The sequence below is a fragment of the Secundilactobacillus hailunensis genome (assembly GCF_005405185.1).
Lineage (GTDB): Bacteria > Bacillota > Bacilli > Lactobacillales > Lactobacillaceae > Secundilactobacillus > Secundilactobacillus hailunensis.
Genome location: NZ_BJDO01000041.1, coordinates 1 through 17,517 on the forward strand (window position 1 = coordinate 1; position 17,517 = coordinate 17,517).

Consider the following 17,517-nt stretch of genomic DNA (forward strand, 5'->3'; position numbering starts at 1 on the left):
TTTGCCCAACGCGTTCGCGACCTTTTGTCCCATCCTCAATGTATCAAAAAAGGAGCCAAAATACCGTCGCATTTTGACTCCCTTATCTTAGTATATTTCGGCTATGTAAAATTAAGAGTGTGAGGACAAGCGCTTAGAGAGTGGCGTGTAAGCTGACTCCGGCAAAAATCCCGAACTTGGATTTATGCCGGAGTCGGCTTACACATAACTCTCTGCTTGGCCGAACACGTTTCGGCAATATAAAATCAAAGCGCATTTCAGCAATATAAAATCAAAACCAAAAGCCCGACAATCCCAGCCACCCAGGCTAACGATTGTCGGGTTTTTATATTCTTTAAAAGTAAAAACAGCCCACCAATTACCATAATGAGCTGCTTATTTAATCGTGCTATGATTTATTTTTAGCCAATCGGCAATTTCCAACATCGTGGATTCATTATCTGGTGAATTAGTGACCGCCAAAACAAATTCATCAGAATGGTTGATAAGTTGTAAATTAGTTACCTGATAACCGTTAATGTGTAGAAAATATAAGGCAGCCATTATGGCTGTCCGCTTATTACCATCAACAAAGACGTGTTTTTTGGTAATCTTCTGAAGAACAAAAGCAGCTTTTAGCCAAATCGTACCATAAAGTTCATGTCCGAAAACGACCTGAGCGGGCTGACTAATAATAACTTCAAATGCTGGTTCAGATTGAATGCCATAGTTAATGCCACCAACGGAAAGAACCGCGTATTTGTTAATTTCTCTTAATTGCTGTCGCGTTAGATAGTTCATCATTAACGATCCTTTAGTTTCTGCAATAAGGGATTAAATTGATCCATAAACGTATGAATGTCTTCAGTCTCACTGGATGTTAATTGCTGGTTTACTTTTTTAAAAATAACGTTGCCTTCTGCATCCACATAGGGCTCAAATTCAATATTCTGCGCAACCTTTAACTCAGCAGGAATGGTTAGAACCGTTGCGTTACCAACTTTTCGACTTTTAACTTTCATTTTAAAAACCTCCGTATATAATGCGTATATACACATTGTATACGGAGGCTGATTTAAGTGCAAGTTTAACGAATTCAAACATCTACCTAAACATTGCGCTTATTAAACACGTAATACCCAATCCACAAAAAGATGGCGATATAAACGACGTTGCCCAGTAACATTTGCCATCCCTGCATTCGCAGCAGTGGCTGATAATAGCCAGGTCGCGCCAGCATACTTGGGTACAGTGTCATCGTGACAGGATTCCACTTGGCCCAGTCCCACTTTTGAATCAGGATCGTCAGCAGTTGGGTAACAATGTTAGAGGCGAAGTAGCCAATGATACCGACAGATACCGCTGCTGCAGAATTACGAAATAAATTTGCTAGCAGGAACACCATACTCAATAATAGCCATAAACTCACAAAACTTGCTGCCGAGATCGCCAATCCCCTGGTAAAGATCGACATCCCATCGCCGGCACCCTGATGAATACTCAGGGTGTGCCGAAACAGCAGCGCTTTCATCAATAACGCGATACCCGTACTCATGACGTACCAATAAAGGGTATAAAGAAAAATGGCTATCCATTTGCTAACCAAGATCTGACCGCGAGAATAGCGCCGATAAAGCACTTGTTTCATGGTTCCGTATTGAAATTCCATGGTGATGATCGTTGCTGCCGCCGCAATCATATAGAAATTAATGATTGGCCGCGAAAAATAAAGCGACTCAAACATATTAGCCGGAACAAAGGTCTGCGGATAGATCCGGGATAAAAAGGCAAATAAGACCTCAATGCCAACCAAACAGCCGGTACTGATCCAGGTACTGACCCTTCTCGTTAATTTAAAACTTTCCTGCCTAACTAAGGTCCACACAGTCTGTCCCCCCTATTCTGCCTGTTCTGCGGCTAATTTTTTCTTGATGCGACTCTGTTTCAGGACTTCCAGCAACGAGCTCTCTAGATTACCCTCCAGCCGGGTGACATCCAAGATATCAACGCCGCCCTCAACTAATAACCGCAACACTTGCGGCAGAGTATCGTCACTTTTGGCAACTACTTCCACTCGCGGATCAGGCGTTGTGGTAAACTTGGCCTTTTTCAGTAACTGACGGGCTTTCTTATCGTCGTTAGTCATCAGCATGATAGTCTGCTTCCCTTGAGAAGCTAACAGGTCATGCATGGTGGTCTGCTGAACGATCCGACCTTCGTCGATGATCAGCAGATCTTGAGCCAGGCGCTGCAGTTCACTTAAAATATGCGAAGAAATCAAGAAAGTCGTGCCCCGTTGGGATTCAGAAATGATTAAATCACGTAATTCCTTGGTGGCTTCTGGATCCAGGCCGTTCATTGGTTCGTCCAAGATCACCAGTTCAGGAAAGTTGACTAGTGCCAGCGCGATTCCCAACTTCTGCTTCATTCCCAGCGAATAACCCTTGGCCTTGCGCTTAATAAAACTGTCCATATTTAACTGCTGAATAATTTTTTGAATATGAATCAATTGGTGGTCACCATCCGCAAATAGCTGCAGGTGATCCCAGCCAGTTAAAAATGGGTAGATTCCAGGATACTCGATCAAGGCGCCCACTTTCGACAGTGATTCATGCTTCTGCGGTGTGACCTTTTCGCCCGCAACCTCGATACTGCCTGAATCATAATTAAACAGGCCGAGCATGGTTTTCATCAAGGTCGATTTTCCCGCACCGTTAGGCCCAACAAGCCCCACGATATGTCCCTTGGTTAAATCAAACGAGACATCGTGCAGAACGTGCTTGTTGCCAAAACTTTTATTTAAATTTTGCACGGATAAAATGCTGCTCATGTTTCCCTCCATACTATAAAATAGTGATTTACTAGTATTTAATCATAAATTAGTGGGTTGGGGCAAGTCCGTGACCTGCTTCAATCGGCAAACTAACATCACTTAAAGTTTACCGAATTGTTAGTATCAATGGTACATATTTTAGTAATCGTAATGAATTTCTAATACTGGGAATAAAAAAAGCCATCCTGTCTAACTTTGGAAGGTTACAGGACGACCTAGTGTCGTTTTAATATCTGCCACCGCCTTTGAAGCGGTTTGCATGGGAGGTCCTGCTAGCACGGGACTTCCCTTTTCTATTTGTATTATAGCATGCATTACGAGTGCTGGCTAACGGTTCACTTCTTGGCTTTAATGTCATTTCGCTACGCCGGGCGGGCAACTTGCAGTGGGTCGTGGCGAAGCTAGCACCTGCGCTTCGCTTGGGGCGGATCTCCGCCAGCTCCCATGTCACTAAACTACCACAGAACGGTAGTTAAGTGACATCGACACCACAAGCTGCCCGCCCGGCTCCGCTACATTTTACATAACTATTTTCAGGTTACTAAACTGACTGGTTGCTGACGCAAATAATGTTAAATCATGACTGACACTCCAGTTCGATGACCCCATTTGCGTCAGCAACACCCCAGCAACGTAGCCAACAAACCACCAAGTTAATGCAGTGCAGCAAAACTGGCAAATCGTGGTGCGAGTAGTCGTTAGTGAGTGTTTTTGACTCACTTACGACTACGGGAGACGGAGGAAATCCTTTTTCGGTGGGGTTCCGAAAAAGAGTTCCGGAGCGACCCCACGACGAGTTGCCGGTTTTGCGAAACGAAATGACACTTAACGATCATTTGTCACCATATAATACGCAATGATATAACCAACATAGTCCACTTCCAGCAAGATTAAGGGTATACTAAAACCAAAATTTAAACCTGTAAGGAGCCATGAATATGAAAATTCATACCGGATCAGAACCCTGGAACCACGCCGCTGCTTTGTACGTCAGAATGAACGTGTTCGTGTTGGAACGCACCATCGCAATTGAAGATGAATTCGATGATAATGACGAATCAGACCGGGTTTACGTCGTCATTTATAGTGATCAAGGTCAGCCAATCGCGACTGGTCGGTTTCAGACGATCGATGACACCACCATGCGACCAGGCCGGATTGCCACGCTAAAGGCATTTCGGGGTCAGCACCTTGGCGCTAAGCTGATTGAAGCACTGGAAAAATACGGCAAAGCGCACGGTTACACCCAGTCGTTAGTTCACAGTGAAATGACCGCCAAGGGGTTCTATGAACATCAAGGCTACCACATTTCATCCAATGCGTATGAAGAAGATGGCGTGCCGGCAATTACGCTGACGAAAACGTTATCGTAGACTGTCCCGCATCACGTTTAACATCCGTTGCTGCAACGGATTAAACACGTGCGACCGGCGATAAACTAAGCTGGTAGTAAAGGCCGGCTGCGGATCATCCAATAACGGTACCCGCACCACCCCGTCGTTCACTGGTGTGGTCAGCGCCAAGAAACCGATGCCGATATCGTCCGTAATGAGGTTCAGCAAACTCTGAATCCCATTGGAACGAAAGGCCACCTTGGGCCGGAAATGATTTTGACGGGCAAGCTGATTGAACGCTTGGTTATGGACAAACCCCTGCTTGAACAGCACGAAAGATTCTGGTTTTAACTCTGCAAAGAACACCCCTGACCGCTGTGCCAGTGGGTGTTTTTTGGAGACATAAATGGCGAAGGGCTGCTGGTCAAATGGCTCCACTACTAGCTTTTCATCGGTGATGGGTTGAATTGTTGCCAGTAAGGCCACGTCAATGTTGCCCGCCTGAAGTGCCTGTAAGGTCGTCATGGAGCCCTCTTCCAAGGTGTAAAGTTTGCTGAGCAGGCCAACGCGCTTCAGTCGTTTAGCAATTTGTGGAAAATAAGTGTTCTCAATGATCGGTGGCAGTCCCATGGCGAGTCGGCCCTGCTGTTTTTCGGTGAGTTCCCGTTGGGCGATATGATACTCTCGCACGATAGTCTGGGCGTGAACCAGTAACTGCTGGCCACTATCCGTCAGACTAAGATTACCGTGAGCCCGATGACGGATCATCAAGTTGGCACCAAAGTCTTTTTCCAACCGCTGCAGCGCAAAAGTAATCGTGGGCTGACTGACGTTAAAACTAGCGGCAGCCTTGGAAAAGTTTTGAATGTCAGCTAGTTTAATAAAATACTCTAAGTCACGAATGTTCATACTATCCTCCCCTAACCCTGTTAATGCATTCTATTATAAACACAATTTATATTAGGACGTAACTTTGACTATAAAAATCACAAGCGAATATACTACGGATATAATCCATTTAAGAGAGGTCATTCACTTGTCATTAAGTATTTTAAATAATCCGTTTAAAAATAAAGGAACTGCTTTTACTCCAGATGAACGTCACGAACTGGGGCTGGAAGGTCTACTGCCGCCTCACGTTCAATCTTTGGACGAACAGGTTGCTCAAACCTTTGCCCAGTACCAGACGAAACCGACTAATCTAGATAAACGCCAATTCTTAATGGCGATCTTTGATGAAAACCGCGTGCTGTTTTACAAGCTGTTCAGTGAACACGTCGCCGATTTCATGCCCGTGGTCTATGACCCAACGATTGCCGATACGATTGAAAATTACAGTAAGCTATTCGTGGATCCACAGGACGCGACGTTTCTTTCCATTGATCGCCCAGAGGACATGACCACGGCCTTGAAGAACGCCGCGGACGGCCGCAACATTCGCTTGATCGTGGTGACCGACGCGGAAGGCATCTTAGGCATCGGCGACTGGGGCACGGACGGCGTGGATATCGCCGTGGGAAAACTGATGGTCTACACGGCCGCTGCCGGCATTGACCCCGCACAGGTCTTGCCCGTTGTGCTCGATGTCGGTACTAACAACCAGCACTTGCTGGACAGTCCGCTCTACTTAGGCAACCGTCACAAGCGCGTTACTGGTGAAAGATACGATCAATTCGTTGACCAGTTTGTCACGACTGCCGAGGAACTTTTCCCCGACCTTTACCTGCATTTTGAAGACTTTGGCCGTGACCATGCTGCAGCCCTACTCAACCGTTACCAGGACCGCTACACCGTCTTCAACGATGACATTCAGGGGACTGGTATCATTACGTTAGCCGCGGTACTGGGTGCGCTAAAGATTTCTAAACAATCCCTGGCTGACCAACGCTACGTTTGCTTCGGTGCCGGAACTGCCGGGGCCGGTATCGCTAAACGCGTCTGCGATGAATACGTGCAACAAGGGATGAGTGTCGCAGAGGCCAAGGCGCATTTTTATATGGTGGACAAACAGGGACTGCTGTTTGATGACGACCCCACGCTGACACCGGAACAAAAACCTTTTGCCCGTTCCCGTGACGAGTTCGATCAACCGGAAAAATTGACTAACTTGGCAGCGGTGGTAGCTGCAGTTCACCCAACGATCCTAGTTGGGACCTCAACTCAACCCGGCACGTTTACCGAAGCTATCGTCAAAGACATGGCTGCCCACACTGATCGGCCCATTATTATGCCATTGTCTAACCCAACGAAGCTGGCGGAAGCTACCGCCGAAGACCTACTGACCTGGACGAATGGCCGGGCACTGGTTGCCACCGGGATTCCGGCGCAAGACGTCACTGTAAACGGCGTGACTTACCAGATCGGCCAAGCCAACAACGCGTTGGTCTATCCCGGCCTAGGCTTAGGGGTGATTGCCGCTAACGCTACGACTTTGAACGATGACATGATTTCAGCTGCCGCCCACTCCCTTGGTGGCCTAGTTGATACCAGCAAGCCGGGCGCGGCCATTTTGCCACCGGTCACTCAACTCAGTCAGTTCTCAAACACCATTGCGGAAGCCGTGGTGCAACGAGCTATTGATCAGGGCCTGACAAAAACACCGATTACTGATGCGAAAAAGACCGTAGCTTATACGAAATGGGTTCCAAAATATTAATTTACTAACTAAAAATAGAAGCACCTCTGAATAATTCAGAAGTGCTTCTATTTTTAAATCATCTGTTTAGCTTTCGCTTGCGTTAAAATATCATCAATAATATCTTGCAGGGAAGCCGCAGCCATTTCTGCTTCTGCTGCGGTTTGAACGTTGTCGTAGAGTTTATTTAACGTGGTTTGAATATTACCGCCCACAATGCACTGCGGATTGGTCTTATCATCCACGTGCAGCAGCGGACTGTCGCCCTCCACCACGCGGTAAATGTCCAGCAGACTAATGGCCGTGGCCGGTCTGGAAAGCTTCGGCTGGACGGTTCCCGGATGAGTCGTCAGCAGACCGCCCTTCACTAACAAGGCCATGAGCCGTCGGACAACGCTTGGATTCGAGTCAATACTGTCCGCGATTTTCTTACTTGATAGGTCCCGCCCTGCGCCGATTTGGACGTAGGCCAGCACGTGAACCGCATCGCTTAATTTGTGTGAATAACGCATGTCAGCCCCCATTTCTGCCTTCAGTTGATGCGACTACTTCTTCAGCACTTCTGCGATAGCATCAGGCAGTGGTGTTAGCCCATGTCCTAGCACGTCGATCAGAGCCGTCGTGCGTTCACTGAGCACCCCGTCACGAATCATCTGCTGACCGCCAGCAATAATGCCCGCCAATTTTGCTGAGAGCCCATTAGCAACCAGTGCGGCCTGATAAGCAGCGTCGTCCACGTTCTTGATGGTAAAATCACCGCTGATGCCTTCTGCTAAATCGTGGTATGAACGCGCTTTGCCCGCAAATTCGTACACATCTTTGGTAGAGGTTGACGCTAAAACATCCGCAGCTGCTTCCGCGTATTCCCGTTCCAGTGCCCAGCCAACCTGAGCGTCACCACCGGCGTAGAGGAAGTCACCGCCGTTAGCAGCCGCCTGCAAACGTGGCAGTTCATTTTCCAGATACCAGTTGTTGCGTAGGAAACTGTGCTGGATGCCAGATGCAACGATTGCTTCTTCCGTGTTTTTATGGTCAACCGCTAAAGCCGCCTTCGACGTGTCCGCGTGTGGGAAACTGGTGTAGGCAATGTAAGAAACGCCGTCCACCTTAGCCGCAGCGATCACGTTAGCGTGTTGCTGCTGACGAGAAACTGGGCCACCGGGTTGCGAAGAAATAAAGAGTAAGCGATCCACACCCTTCAACGCTGCTGCCAGCTGTTCCGGATGATCGTAGTCGGCCTGACGAATTGCCACGCCGGCTGGAACTAATTTTTTAGCCTTTTCAACGTTGCGGGCCAGGGCCACGACGTCACTACTTGCTACCTTGGTAACTAATTGTTTGAGTGCTTGCTGGCCAAAGCGACCAGTTGATGCTGTAACTGCATAAGTTGTCATTTTTCATATTCTCCCGTATTTATCTAATTTTTCCTGTTGCTTTTGATGTAACCTGTTGTAATAAGTGTAACAGGTAAACATATTAATACAAGCCTTTTCTGATTATTCTGGTGTATAACTCAAATTTGAAAACAGTAAAAGCACCGCTAAGTTTAGAAATCTAGCGGTGCTTCATTCGTCAATCAGCTTAATTTTGTGTGAATTGAGAGGTATTAGCAACTTTATCTAACGACTGAATATACTGGTCAAACAGTTGCTGTTCCTTGACCCAAGGGGCATCCGCTGCTTGATTATTAAGCTTTAAATGGTTAACGAATTCTTGAACATTTGACCAAGCTACTGCATTTTGAGCTACCAACAGATAGAAGGATTGATCAACTAAAGCACGATCAGAATTAGCAATTTCCTTTCGACGAGTATAGTAACGCACACAAATCTTTTCAAATTCATCATTGTAGGATTGTGGATCAATTCGCTTAACAGTTTCAAGAAATTGTCTCAACATGGTAATTCGCTCAGTGGTTGTGACCTGTGAAGCTGGTGCTAAAACATCCGAGCGAATATCCCGGCTCATAAACCGCGCGTAACTGATTTCGTTAACTTTAACATCGTTAGTGGCCACGGTATTCACCAATCGACTGTAGAGTTCATCTGAATACCTGCCCACTGCTCGCCAGTGTAGCCCATATTGATTGAGAAAAGTTCGTTTGAACCACCGGCCACAAGCCGACATAAAGTCATTGCCAACCTTGAATCGCGTCGTGCGGTCCTTGGCTATATTCTGTTCCAGAACTAACCCAGTCAGTACTTCGGCATTCGGATTTTGGTCAGCAGTCGAACTGAAGCTTTGGATAACACTGGTTTGGTTCAATAACCCATTAGGTCCCATGAACATCACGTACTCGCCAGTTGCGCACTGAACACCATGCTCAAAGGCTTCTTCCCACGACAAAACGGTATCAGGATTTTCGTAGCGAATATTGAGATTCTTGAATAGCTGAAATTGCTCGACATCTCTCAATCGATATTGACCGTTATCCACCAAAATCACTTCTATATTACTGAAATCAATGCCAAGTTGATTATTGATCGATGATAACGGAATCACCAGATCATCTTCCCGAGCACTGTTAACCGCAATAATCATGCTAATTCGTTTTGCCATCGTGTTATCCCCCTTTTGATTTTGCTATGTATGAGAAGGCGACTTTGACATCGTCTTCCCTAATAAGAGCAAAGTTGCATAATTGCTAGTACTGAAATATATGTTGTGCAGCTTTTCTCATTTCAAACTGCGCTAGTCGTTTTGACTAGTAAAGTGACTCGTGATCATTATCATCGTCACCATGACGCTTACGACGTACAGCACCGAAAGCTAACGTAGCTTCCATAATCGTCATACCGGCACCTACCATAACCATTGCTGAATCCGAGGTTGCGCTTTCATTAGTCTGTGGCAGCGTGTCGTTGGCAACTTCTTGACCGTTGCTAGTACTCAAGTCCTTGGTCAAATCAACTTTTGGCGAGCTTGCTGCAGCTCTTTGCATCGTTGCGGTGCCACCATTACTTGATTCACTCATTGGTGCCATACCAGCACTCGCTTGACTGGAGATACCACCATTGGCATTATCGCCATTTGGAGTAGCAGTACCTTCGCCAGTTTCAGAAGTTACACCGCCATTACCGTCCGAGGCAGCAGTACCTTCGCCAGTTTCGGTAGTTACACCATCATTACCGTTTGGAGTAGCGGTACCTGGTGTTGGTGTAGCAGTAGTGGTGGTTGGGGTACCGCCATTATTACCAGGAACTGCGGTGCCAGGCTGGCCAGGATTGTCTGTCGTGGTATTTGGAGTGTCACCATTTGGTTGATCGCCGTTTGGCTGATTGCCGTTTGGTTGACCGCCGTTTGGTTGACCGCCATTTGGCTTGGTCACGCCACCAGGAACCATTTCAAGCTTTTTGGTGGTAGTAGTTGACTTTTTACCATCTGGGTTGGTTACCGTCGTAACGATATCGGTCTCAGTCGTCGTCGAACCATCTTTACCATCCTTGGTGATCGTGACAGTCTTATTCGTAGTAGTACTAGTGTTCTTGTCACTAGGTTCACCCGTGTCTTTACCTGGAGTCGTCTCAGTGTCAGTCGTGGTCGTCGTAGTCTTCTTACCGCTAGGATCCGTAACAGTTGTTACAGTAACAGTATTGGTGGTGGTTGAACCATCAGTGTTATTAGTGATCGTCACCGTCTTAGTCGTATTAGTAGAAGTTCCGTCAGTACCAGTCTTGCCATCATTGCCGTTGCCCTTGGTGTTATCAGCAGGAGTCGTCGTAATGTTGATAGTGGTCGTAGAATCAGCACCATTTTCACCCGGAGTAATCGTGGTCGTTGTCTTGGTCGTCTTTGAACCATCTGGATTAATGGTAACTTCAGTGGTCTTAACGGTCTTTGAACCATCAGGATTAGTCGTCGTGTTAGTCGTGGTTGAGGTATCCTTGGTCGTTGAACTGTTCGACCCTTGACCCTTATCACCACTACCATCACCATTCAGAGTGTTGCTATTAGTGATTGTCACACCCGAACCATCTTTACCGTCACTAGGAAGTGTGATTTGACCAGCGCTACTGCCATCAGGGTTAATAAAGTAGTAAGTCTTTGAGCCGTCCTTGTTAGTGACCGTCTTTGAAGGATCAAGTTCTGGTGTTTGACCGTCTTTACCATCCTTTCCATCAGTGCCATTAGTACCGTCAACACCACTCTTAATGACGTAATCAGTACCATCCAAGGTAAGGGTCCAGCCATCAGCTTTACCATCAGCACCATTGTGTGCTTTGATTGTTGTTACTGTGCCATCTTTACCATCAGCAGGTGCATCGACCTTACCAACAGATACCTTTTCACCAGCATCGTTAGTGTAGTAGAAGTTGTAAGCGACTGTCTTACCAGATGCGTCCTTGATCGGTTCAACTTGAGGGGTCTTACCATCCACACCGTCTTTAGGCGCTTTGACCGTGCCAACAGTGGTTTCTTTACCATTTTGGTCGGTAACATAGAATTCGTAAGAGGTTGTTCCGTCAGCATTCTTAACAGCCTTAACTTGAGGCGTCTGACCGTCCTTACCATCTTTACCTTTATCAACTGTAACTTGAGAACCATCGCTGAAGGTAATGACTGTGTTGCCATCCTTATCAGCGGCTGAACTCTTAACGGTAATGTCCTTACCGTCCTTGCCATTGGTACCGTCTTTGCCATCTTGACCATTCTTCACGAAGTAATTCGTACCGTTCAAAGTGAAGGTGTAGCCATCAACGTCATGATTAGCATCGTAATGCGGCTTAACCGTTGGCGTTGCGCCATCTTTACCATTCATCACGATATAATTCGTACCGTTCAAAACGTAATCCCAGCCATCAACCTTACCGTTAGCATCGTAACGCGGCTTAACTTGCGGTGTTTGACCATCTTTACCGTTCGTACCGTCTTTCGGTGCATCTACCATACCAAGTGAGACCTTTTGACCCTTATCGTTGATGTAGTAGAAGTTGTAGCTGACCGTCTTGCCAGTCGCAGGATCCTTGATTGGTTCAACTTCAGGTGTTTCACCATCTTTACCGTTAACACCGTCTTTACCATCTTGACCTTTAGCAATTGTTGCTTTTGTGCCATCGCTGAAGGTAATGACTGTGTTGCCTTTATCGTCGGTAGCAGTATTCGTAACGGTAATGCTCTTGCCATCTTTACCATTTGTACCATCTTTTGGTGCATCCACGGTACCGGCGGAGATTTCTTTGCCATCCGGTCCAACAGTGTAGAACTCATATGAGGTTGTCCCATCGGCGTTCTTGACTGCCTTAACTTGTGGAGTTTGACCGTTAGTACCGTTCTTACCATTCTTACCGTTAGTAATGGTGATAGTCTGCGGTGCTTGGTCTGAACCTGGCGTTGAAATGGTAACGATCGTGCCAATTGTCTTACCGTCAGCATCCTTTTCAGGAATCGTCGTGATTATTGGAGTAACGCCATCTTTACCGTCTTTACCATTGGCAATCGTGCCAACCGTCTTGCCATCAATGGTGATGTTGTAGCCGGTTACATTTCCTTTATCGTCCTTGGTTGCTGTAAAGTCAGGTGTTGAACCATCTTTACCATCAGTAATGGTACCAGCTGGCTGATTATCGATTGAAATCGTGTAACCAGTGGTCTTGCCGTTAGCATCAGTAATTGGCGTTAAGACTGGTGATTTACCATTCGTACCGTTCAAAATAGTTCCGGCATCCTTGCCATCAATCGCAAGTGTGATCCCAATTGAGTTACCATCCTTGTCAGTTACTGGCTTAGTCGTAATGGTAGAACCATCTTTACCATTCTTGATCTCACCGGCAGAATTACCGTTGATCGTAATCGCGTAACCGGTAATGTTGCCATTAGCATCCTTTTCTGGAATCAGGGTTGGTGTGGCCCCATCTTTACCATTCGTCACGTTGATGACTTGCGGTTTATCGGTTGAACCAGGTGTCGTAATGACAATGGTTGAACCAGTAACGTTACCTTGAGCATCCTTAATTGGCGTCGTGGTAATGATTGGTGTGACGCCATCCTTACCATTCGTACCATTAGTGCCATCCTTGCCTTTAGCAATTGTTGCTGTCTTGCCATCGGAGAAGGTGACTACGGTATTGCCATTAGGATCGGTAGAAGTACCAGTGACAGTGACCGAAGTCCCATCTTTAGGTGCTGCAACCGTCCCAACAATCTTGGTAGAACCGTCTGGATTAGTGGTGTAGAACTCGTATGAAGTCGTGCCATCATCATTCTTAACAGCCTTAACCTGTGGCGTTTGAGCATCTTTACCCTTATCAACTGTGACCGTTGAGTTATCGCCGAAGGTAATTACCGTGTTACCATCCTTGTCGGTAGTTGTGCTCTTAATAGTTGCATCCTTACCGTTAGCGCCATCTTTACCATTCGTACCGTTAGTACCATCTTTCGGTGCATCTACTGTACCAAGTGAGACCTTCTGACCCTTATCGTTAGTGTAGTAGAAGTTGTAGCTGACCGTCTTGCCAGTAGTTGGATCCTTAACGGGTTCAATTAATGGTGTCTGGCCATCTTTGCCATCCACGCCGTCTTTAGGTGCAGCGACAGTGCTAATAACCTTGGTCGAGCCGTCTGGGTTAGTGGTGTAGAACTCATATGAAGTCGTACCATCGTCGTTCTTAACCGCTTTGACTTGTGGAGTCTGACCATCTTTACCGTTAGTACCGTCTTTACCATTCGTACCAGAATCACCTTTGTCACCCTTAGCGACCATGACTTGTGAGCCGTCGCCGAAGGTAATTACCGTGTTGCCATCTTTGTCGGTGGTTGTGCTCTTGATAGTCGCATCCTTACCGTCAGCGCCATCTTTACCATTCGTACCGTTAGTTCCATTAGTACCATTCTTAACGGTGTAATCAGTGCCATTCAGTGTGAAGGTGTAACCATCAACGTTACCATTGGCATCGGTGTGTGGTGAAACTTTAGGTGTTTGACCATCTTGGCCATCCCTAGGTGCATCGACAGTGCCAAGTGAAACCTTCTGGCCATTGCCATTGGTGTAATAGAAGTTGTAGCTGACCGTCTTACCATTGGCATCCTTAACAGGTTCAACTAATGGGGTCTGGCCATCTTTACCGTCTACACCATCTTTAGGTGCAGTGACAGTACCAACCGTCTTGGTCGAGCCATCTGGGTTAGTAACGTAGAACTCGTATTGAGTTGCGCCATCTTCACCCTTAACTGCCTTGATCTGTGGTGTTTGACCATCTTTACCATTCGTACCGTTTGTACCAGGATCACCCTTGTCACCCTTAGCGACAACAACTTGTGAACCATCGCTGAAGGTAATGATTGTATTACCATCTTTGTCGGTGCTTGTGTTCGTGATAGTTGCAGCTTTACCATCGGTACCATTCTTGACAGTGTAAGGAATACCATTCAGCGTGAAGGTGTAGCCATCAACATTGCCTTTGGCATCGGTGTGTGGTGAAACTGTAGGTGTTTGACCATCTTTACCATTCGTACCGTCTTTACCATCTTTAGGTGCGGCAACTGTACCAACTGTCTTGGTAGAACCGTCTGGGTTAGTGATGTAGAACTCGTAGTCAGCGTTACCATCTTTATCAACACCAGGCTTAACTTGTGGCGTCTGGCCATCTTTACCGTTAGTCCCGTTAATTCCATCCTTAGGTGCAGCAATCGTACCCAAAATCGTATCATCGGAACCATCAGCCTTAGTACCTGGCAGATAGAATTCGAGCATCTTGTTGCCAGCTTGATCTGTAACTTCCTTAACTGAAGGCGTTTGACCATCAGCACCTTTAGCACCCTTAGGAACTGTGACTGTCTTACCATCATTAAAAGTAATCACTGCGTTACCATCTTTATCAATGATTGAGCTGGTGACTTCAGCATCCTTACCATTGGCACCATCTTTACCGTTAGTACCATTCTGGCCATCTTTACCATTCAAAACAGTGTAATCAACACCGTTCAGAGTATAGGTGAAGCCGTCTTGTTTACCGTCAGCATCAGTGTGCGGTTTAACCGTTGGGGTCTGCCCATCTTTACCATCTTTAGGCGCAGCAACTGTACCAACCGTCTTGACGGAACCATCTGGGTTAGTGATGTAGAACTCGTATGATGTTGTGCCATCGTCATTCTTAACAGCCTTAACTTGTGGTGTCTGGGCATCTTTACCGGCAGCGCCATCTTTACCGTTAATTCCGTCCTTAGGTGCGTCAACCGTACCCAAGATCGTATCATCGGAACCATCACCTTTAGTACCTGGCAGGTAGAATTCGTAGATTGCATTGCCATCTTTATCAGTACCAGCTTTAACTTGTGGCGTTTGACCATCTTTACCAGCAGCACCGTCTTTGCCTTTATCAATCGTGATATTTGAGCCATCGCTGAAGGTAACGACTGTATTACCATCCTTATCGATAGTTTTATCAGTGATTGTCAAGTCTTTGCCGTTGGCACCATCTTTACCATTCTGACCGTCTTTACCATTCAAGACAGTGTAAGGAACACCATTCAGAGTGTAAGTGTAACCGTCTTGCTTACCGTCAGCACCAGTGTGCGGTGTAACGGTTGGGGTTTGACCATCTTTACCATTAATACCGTCTTTACCATCTTTAGGTGCAGCAACTGTCCCAACTATCTTGGTAGAACCATCTGGATTAGTGATGAAGAACTCGTATGACTTCGTACCATCAGTACCAACGACTTCCTTAACTTGTGGTGTTTGACCGTCTTTCCCGTTGGTACCATCCTTAGGTGCGGCAATCGTACCCAAGATCGTATCATCGGAACCATCGGCCTTAGCACCTGGCAGATAGAATTCAAGTGTCTTGTTGCCAGCTTGATCCGTAACTTCCTTAACCAGTGGCGTTTGACCATCGGCACCTTTGGCACCCTTAGGAACTGTAACTGTGTTGCCATCACTGAAGTTAACCACTGTGTTGCCATCTTTATCAGTAGTTTGCCCAGTGACTGTCAAGCCCTTACCGTTGGCACCATCTTTACCATTCTGACCGTCTTTACCATTCAAAACAGTGTAATCAACACCGTTCAGCGTATAGGTATAGCCGTCTTGCTTACCGTCAGCACCAGTGTGTGGTTTAACCGTTGGGGTTGCGCCATCTTTACCATCTTTAGGTGCAGCAACTGTACCAACCGTCTTGGTAGAACCATCTGGATTAGTAATGTAGAACTCATAGTCAGCATTGCCATTTTTATCAACACCAGCCTTAACCTGTGGTGTTTGACCATCTTTACCATTAGTACCGTTAATGCCGTCCTTAGGCGCATCAACCGTACCTAGGATCGTATCGTCGGAACCGTCGCCTTTAGTACCTGGCAGATAAAATTCGTATGAAGTCTTGCCAGTAGTCTTATCGGTAACTTCCTTAACTGAAGGTGTTTGACCATCTTTACCAGCAGCACCGTTTTGACCTTTGTCAACTGTGACATTTGATCCATCACTGAAGGTAATTACTGTATTGCCATCCTTATCGATAGTTTGACCAGTGACTTTCAAGTCCTTGCCGTCGGTACCGTTAGTACCATTCTGACCATCTTTACCATTCAAAATAGTGTAATCAACGCCATTCAGAGTGTAAGTGAAGCCGTCTTGCTTACCGTCAGTACCAGTGTGTGGCTTAACCGTTGGAGTCTGACCATCTTTACCGTTAGTACCATCTTTAGGTGCAGCAACTGTACCAACTGTCTTGGTAGAACCGTCTGGGTTAGTAATGTAGAACTCATATGATGTCGTACCATCGTCATTCTTAACAGCCTTAACCTGTGGTGTTTGACCATCTTTACCAGCAGCACCATCTTTACCATTGATTCCGTCCTTAGGTGCGGCAACCGTGCCCAAAATCGTATCATCGGAGCCATCTGGCTTAGTACCTGGTAGATAGAATTCGTAGATTGCATTACCATCTTTATCAGTGCCCGCCTTAACTTGCGGCGTTTGACCATCTTTGCCAGCAGTACCGTCTTTACCTTTATCTACTGTGACCGTTGAACCATCACTGAAGGTAACCAGTGTGTTGCCATCTTTATCAATGCTTTGACCAGTGACTGTCAAGTTTTTACCGTTGGCACCATTAGCACCATTCAAGATAGTGTAATCAACACCGTTCAGAGTGTAGGTGTAACCGTCTTGCTTACCGTCAGCACCAGTGTGTGGTTTAACCGTTGGGGTTGCGCCATCTTTACCATCTTTAGGTGCAGCAACTGTACCAACCGTCTTAGTAGAACCGTCTGGGTTAGTAATGTAGAACTCGTAGTCCGCGTTGCCATCTTTGTCAACACCAGGCTTAACTTGTGGCGTCTGACCGTCTTTACCATTAGTACCGTTGATACCATCCTTAGGCGCATCAACCGTACCCAAGATCGTATCATCAGAACCGTCACCCTTAGTACCTGGCAGGTAGAACTCGTATGAAGTCTTGCCAGTAGTCTTATCGGTAACTTCCTTAACTAATGGCGTTTGACCATCAGCGCCCTTATCACCTTTAGCAACGGTGATCGACTTGCCATCATTAAAGGTAACCACTGTGTTGCCATCTTTATCAGTGGTTTGACCAGTAACTTCAGCATCCTTACCATCGGCACCATCTTTACCGTTAGTACCATTCTGGCCATCTTTACCATTCAAAACAGTGTAATCAACGCCATTCAGAGTGTAAGTGAAGCCGTCTTGCTTACCGTCAGTACCAGTGTGTGGCTTAACCGTTGGAGTCTGACCATCTTTACCGTTAGTACCATCTTTAGGTGCAGCAACTGTACCAACC

The 17,517-nt window shown here is 46.4% G+C and carries 11 protein-coding genes; 2 read left to right on the top strand and 9 right to left on the bottom strand.

What is annotated here, in order from left to right; genetic code table 11:
* Positions 1 to 375 precede the first annotated feature (375 nt).
* The 4 genes from FFM73_RS09655 to FFM73_RS09670 all read right to left on the bottom strand — a co-directional run bounded on the left by FFM73_RS09655 (position 376) and on the right by FFM73_RS09670 (position 2,809).
* Positions 376 to 780 carry a type II toxin-antitoxin system death-on-curing family toxin gene (locus tag FFM73_RS09655; RefSeq protein WP_137631548.1) on the bottom strand — a complete coding sequence of 135 codons (405 nt, stop codon included), beginning with the start codon at positions 778 to 780 and terminating at the stop codon, positions 376 to 378.
* Positions 781 to 782: 2 nt separating this feature from the next.
* Entirely contained in the window at positions 783 to 1,001 is a 219-nt protein-coding gene (locus tag FFM73_RS09660) for a hypothetical protein (RefSeq protein WP_137631549.1), read from the bottom strand.
* Between the two features lie 86 nt (positions 1,002 to 1,087).
* Positions 1,088 to 1,864 (bottom strand): DUF2705 family protein, encoded by a 777-nt coding sequence (locus FFM73_RS09665; protein WP_137631550.1) that lies wholly within the window; start codon positions 1,862 to 1,864, stop codon positions 1,088 to 1,090.
* Between the two features lie 12 nt (positions 1,865 to 1,876).
* A complete protein-coding gene (locus FFM73_RS09670) occupies positions 1,877 to 2,809 on the bottom strand; it encodes an ABC transporter ATP-binding protein (protein WP_137631551.1) in 933 nt (310 codons plus the stop codon).
* Between the two features lie 941 nt (positions 2,810 to 3,750).
* On the opposite strand from FFM73_RS09670, the gene FFM73_RS09675 reads away from it, so the two are divergent.
* Complete coding sequence (locus tag FFM73_RS09675) at positions 3,751 to 4,185, top strand: GNAT family N-acetyltransferase (protein ID WP_137631552.1); 435 nt, start codon at positions 3,751 to 3,753, stop codon at positions 4,183 to 4,185.
* Here FFM73_RS09675 and FFM73_RS09680 read toward each other — a convergent pair.
* Complete coding sequence (locus tag FFM73_RS09680) at positions 4,177 to 5,055, bottom strand: LysR family transcriptional regulator (protein ID WP_137631553.1); 879 nt, start codon at positions 5,053 to 5,055, stop codon at positions 4,177 to 4,179. The two genes, FFM73_RS09675 and FFM73_RS09680, sit on opposite strands and share 9 nt — an antisense overlap.
* A gap of 127 nt (positions 5,056 to 5,182) precedes the next feature.
* On the opposite strand from FFM73_RS09680, the gene FFM73_RS09685 reads away from it, so the two are divergent.
* Positions 5,183 to 6,802 (top strand): malolactic enzyme, encoded by a 1,620-nt coding sequence (locus FFM73_RS09685; RefSeq protein WP_137631554.1) that lies wholly within the window; start codon positions 5,183 to 5,185, stop codon positions 6,800 to 6,802.
* A 53-nt stretch (positions 6,803 to 6,855) separates the two neighbouring features.
* Here FFM73_RS09685 and FFM73_RS09690 read toward each other — a convergent pair whose 3' ends face one another.
* From FFM73_RS09690 to FFM73_RS09705, 4 genes are all read right to left on the bottom strand, one after another.
* Positions 6,856 to 7,293, bottom strand: a complete 438-nt coding sequence (locus FFM73_RS09690) for an Rrf2 family transcriptional regulator (RefSeq protein ID WP_137631555.1) — start codon at positions 7,291 to 7,293, stop codon at positions 6,856 to 6,858.
* Positions 7,294 to 7,326: 33 nt separating this feature from the next.
* Positions 7,327 to 8,175, bottom strand: coding sequence for an NAD(P)H-binding protein (locus tag FFM73_RS09695; RefSeq protein ID WP_137631556.1), 849 nt, complete (start codon positions 8,173 to 8,175; stop codon positions 7,327 to 7,329).
* 187 nt (positions 8,176 to 8,362) lie between these two features.
* The gene (locus FFM73_RS09700; RefSeq protein ID WP_137631557.1) at positions 8,363 to 9,340 is read right to left on the bottom strand and encodes a glycosyltransferase family A protein; all 978 of its coding nucleotides are present in this window, start codon (positions 9,338 to 9,340) and stop codon (positions 8,363 to 8,365) included.
* 145 nt (positions 9,341 to 9,485) lie between these two features.
* Positions 9,486 to 17,517 (bottom strand): beta strand repeat-containing protein (locus FFM73_RS09705; protein WP_373278659.1); only part of this gene is annotated, 8,032 nt, incomplete at its 5' end.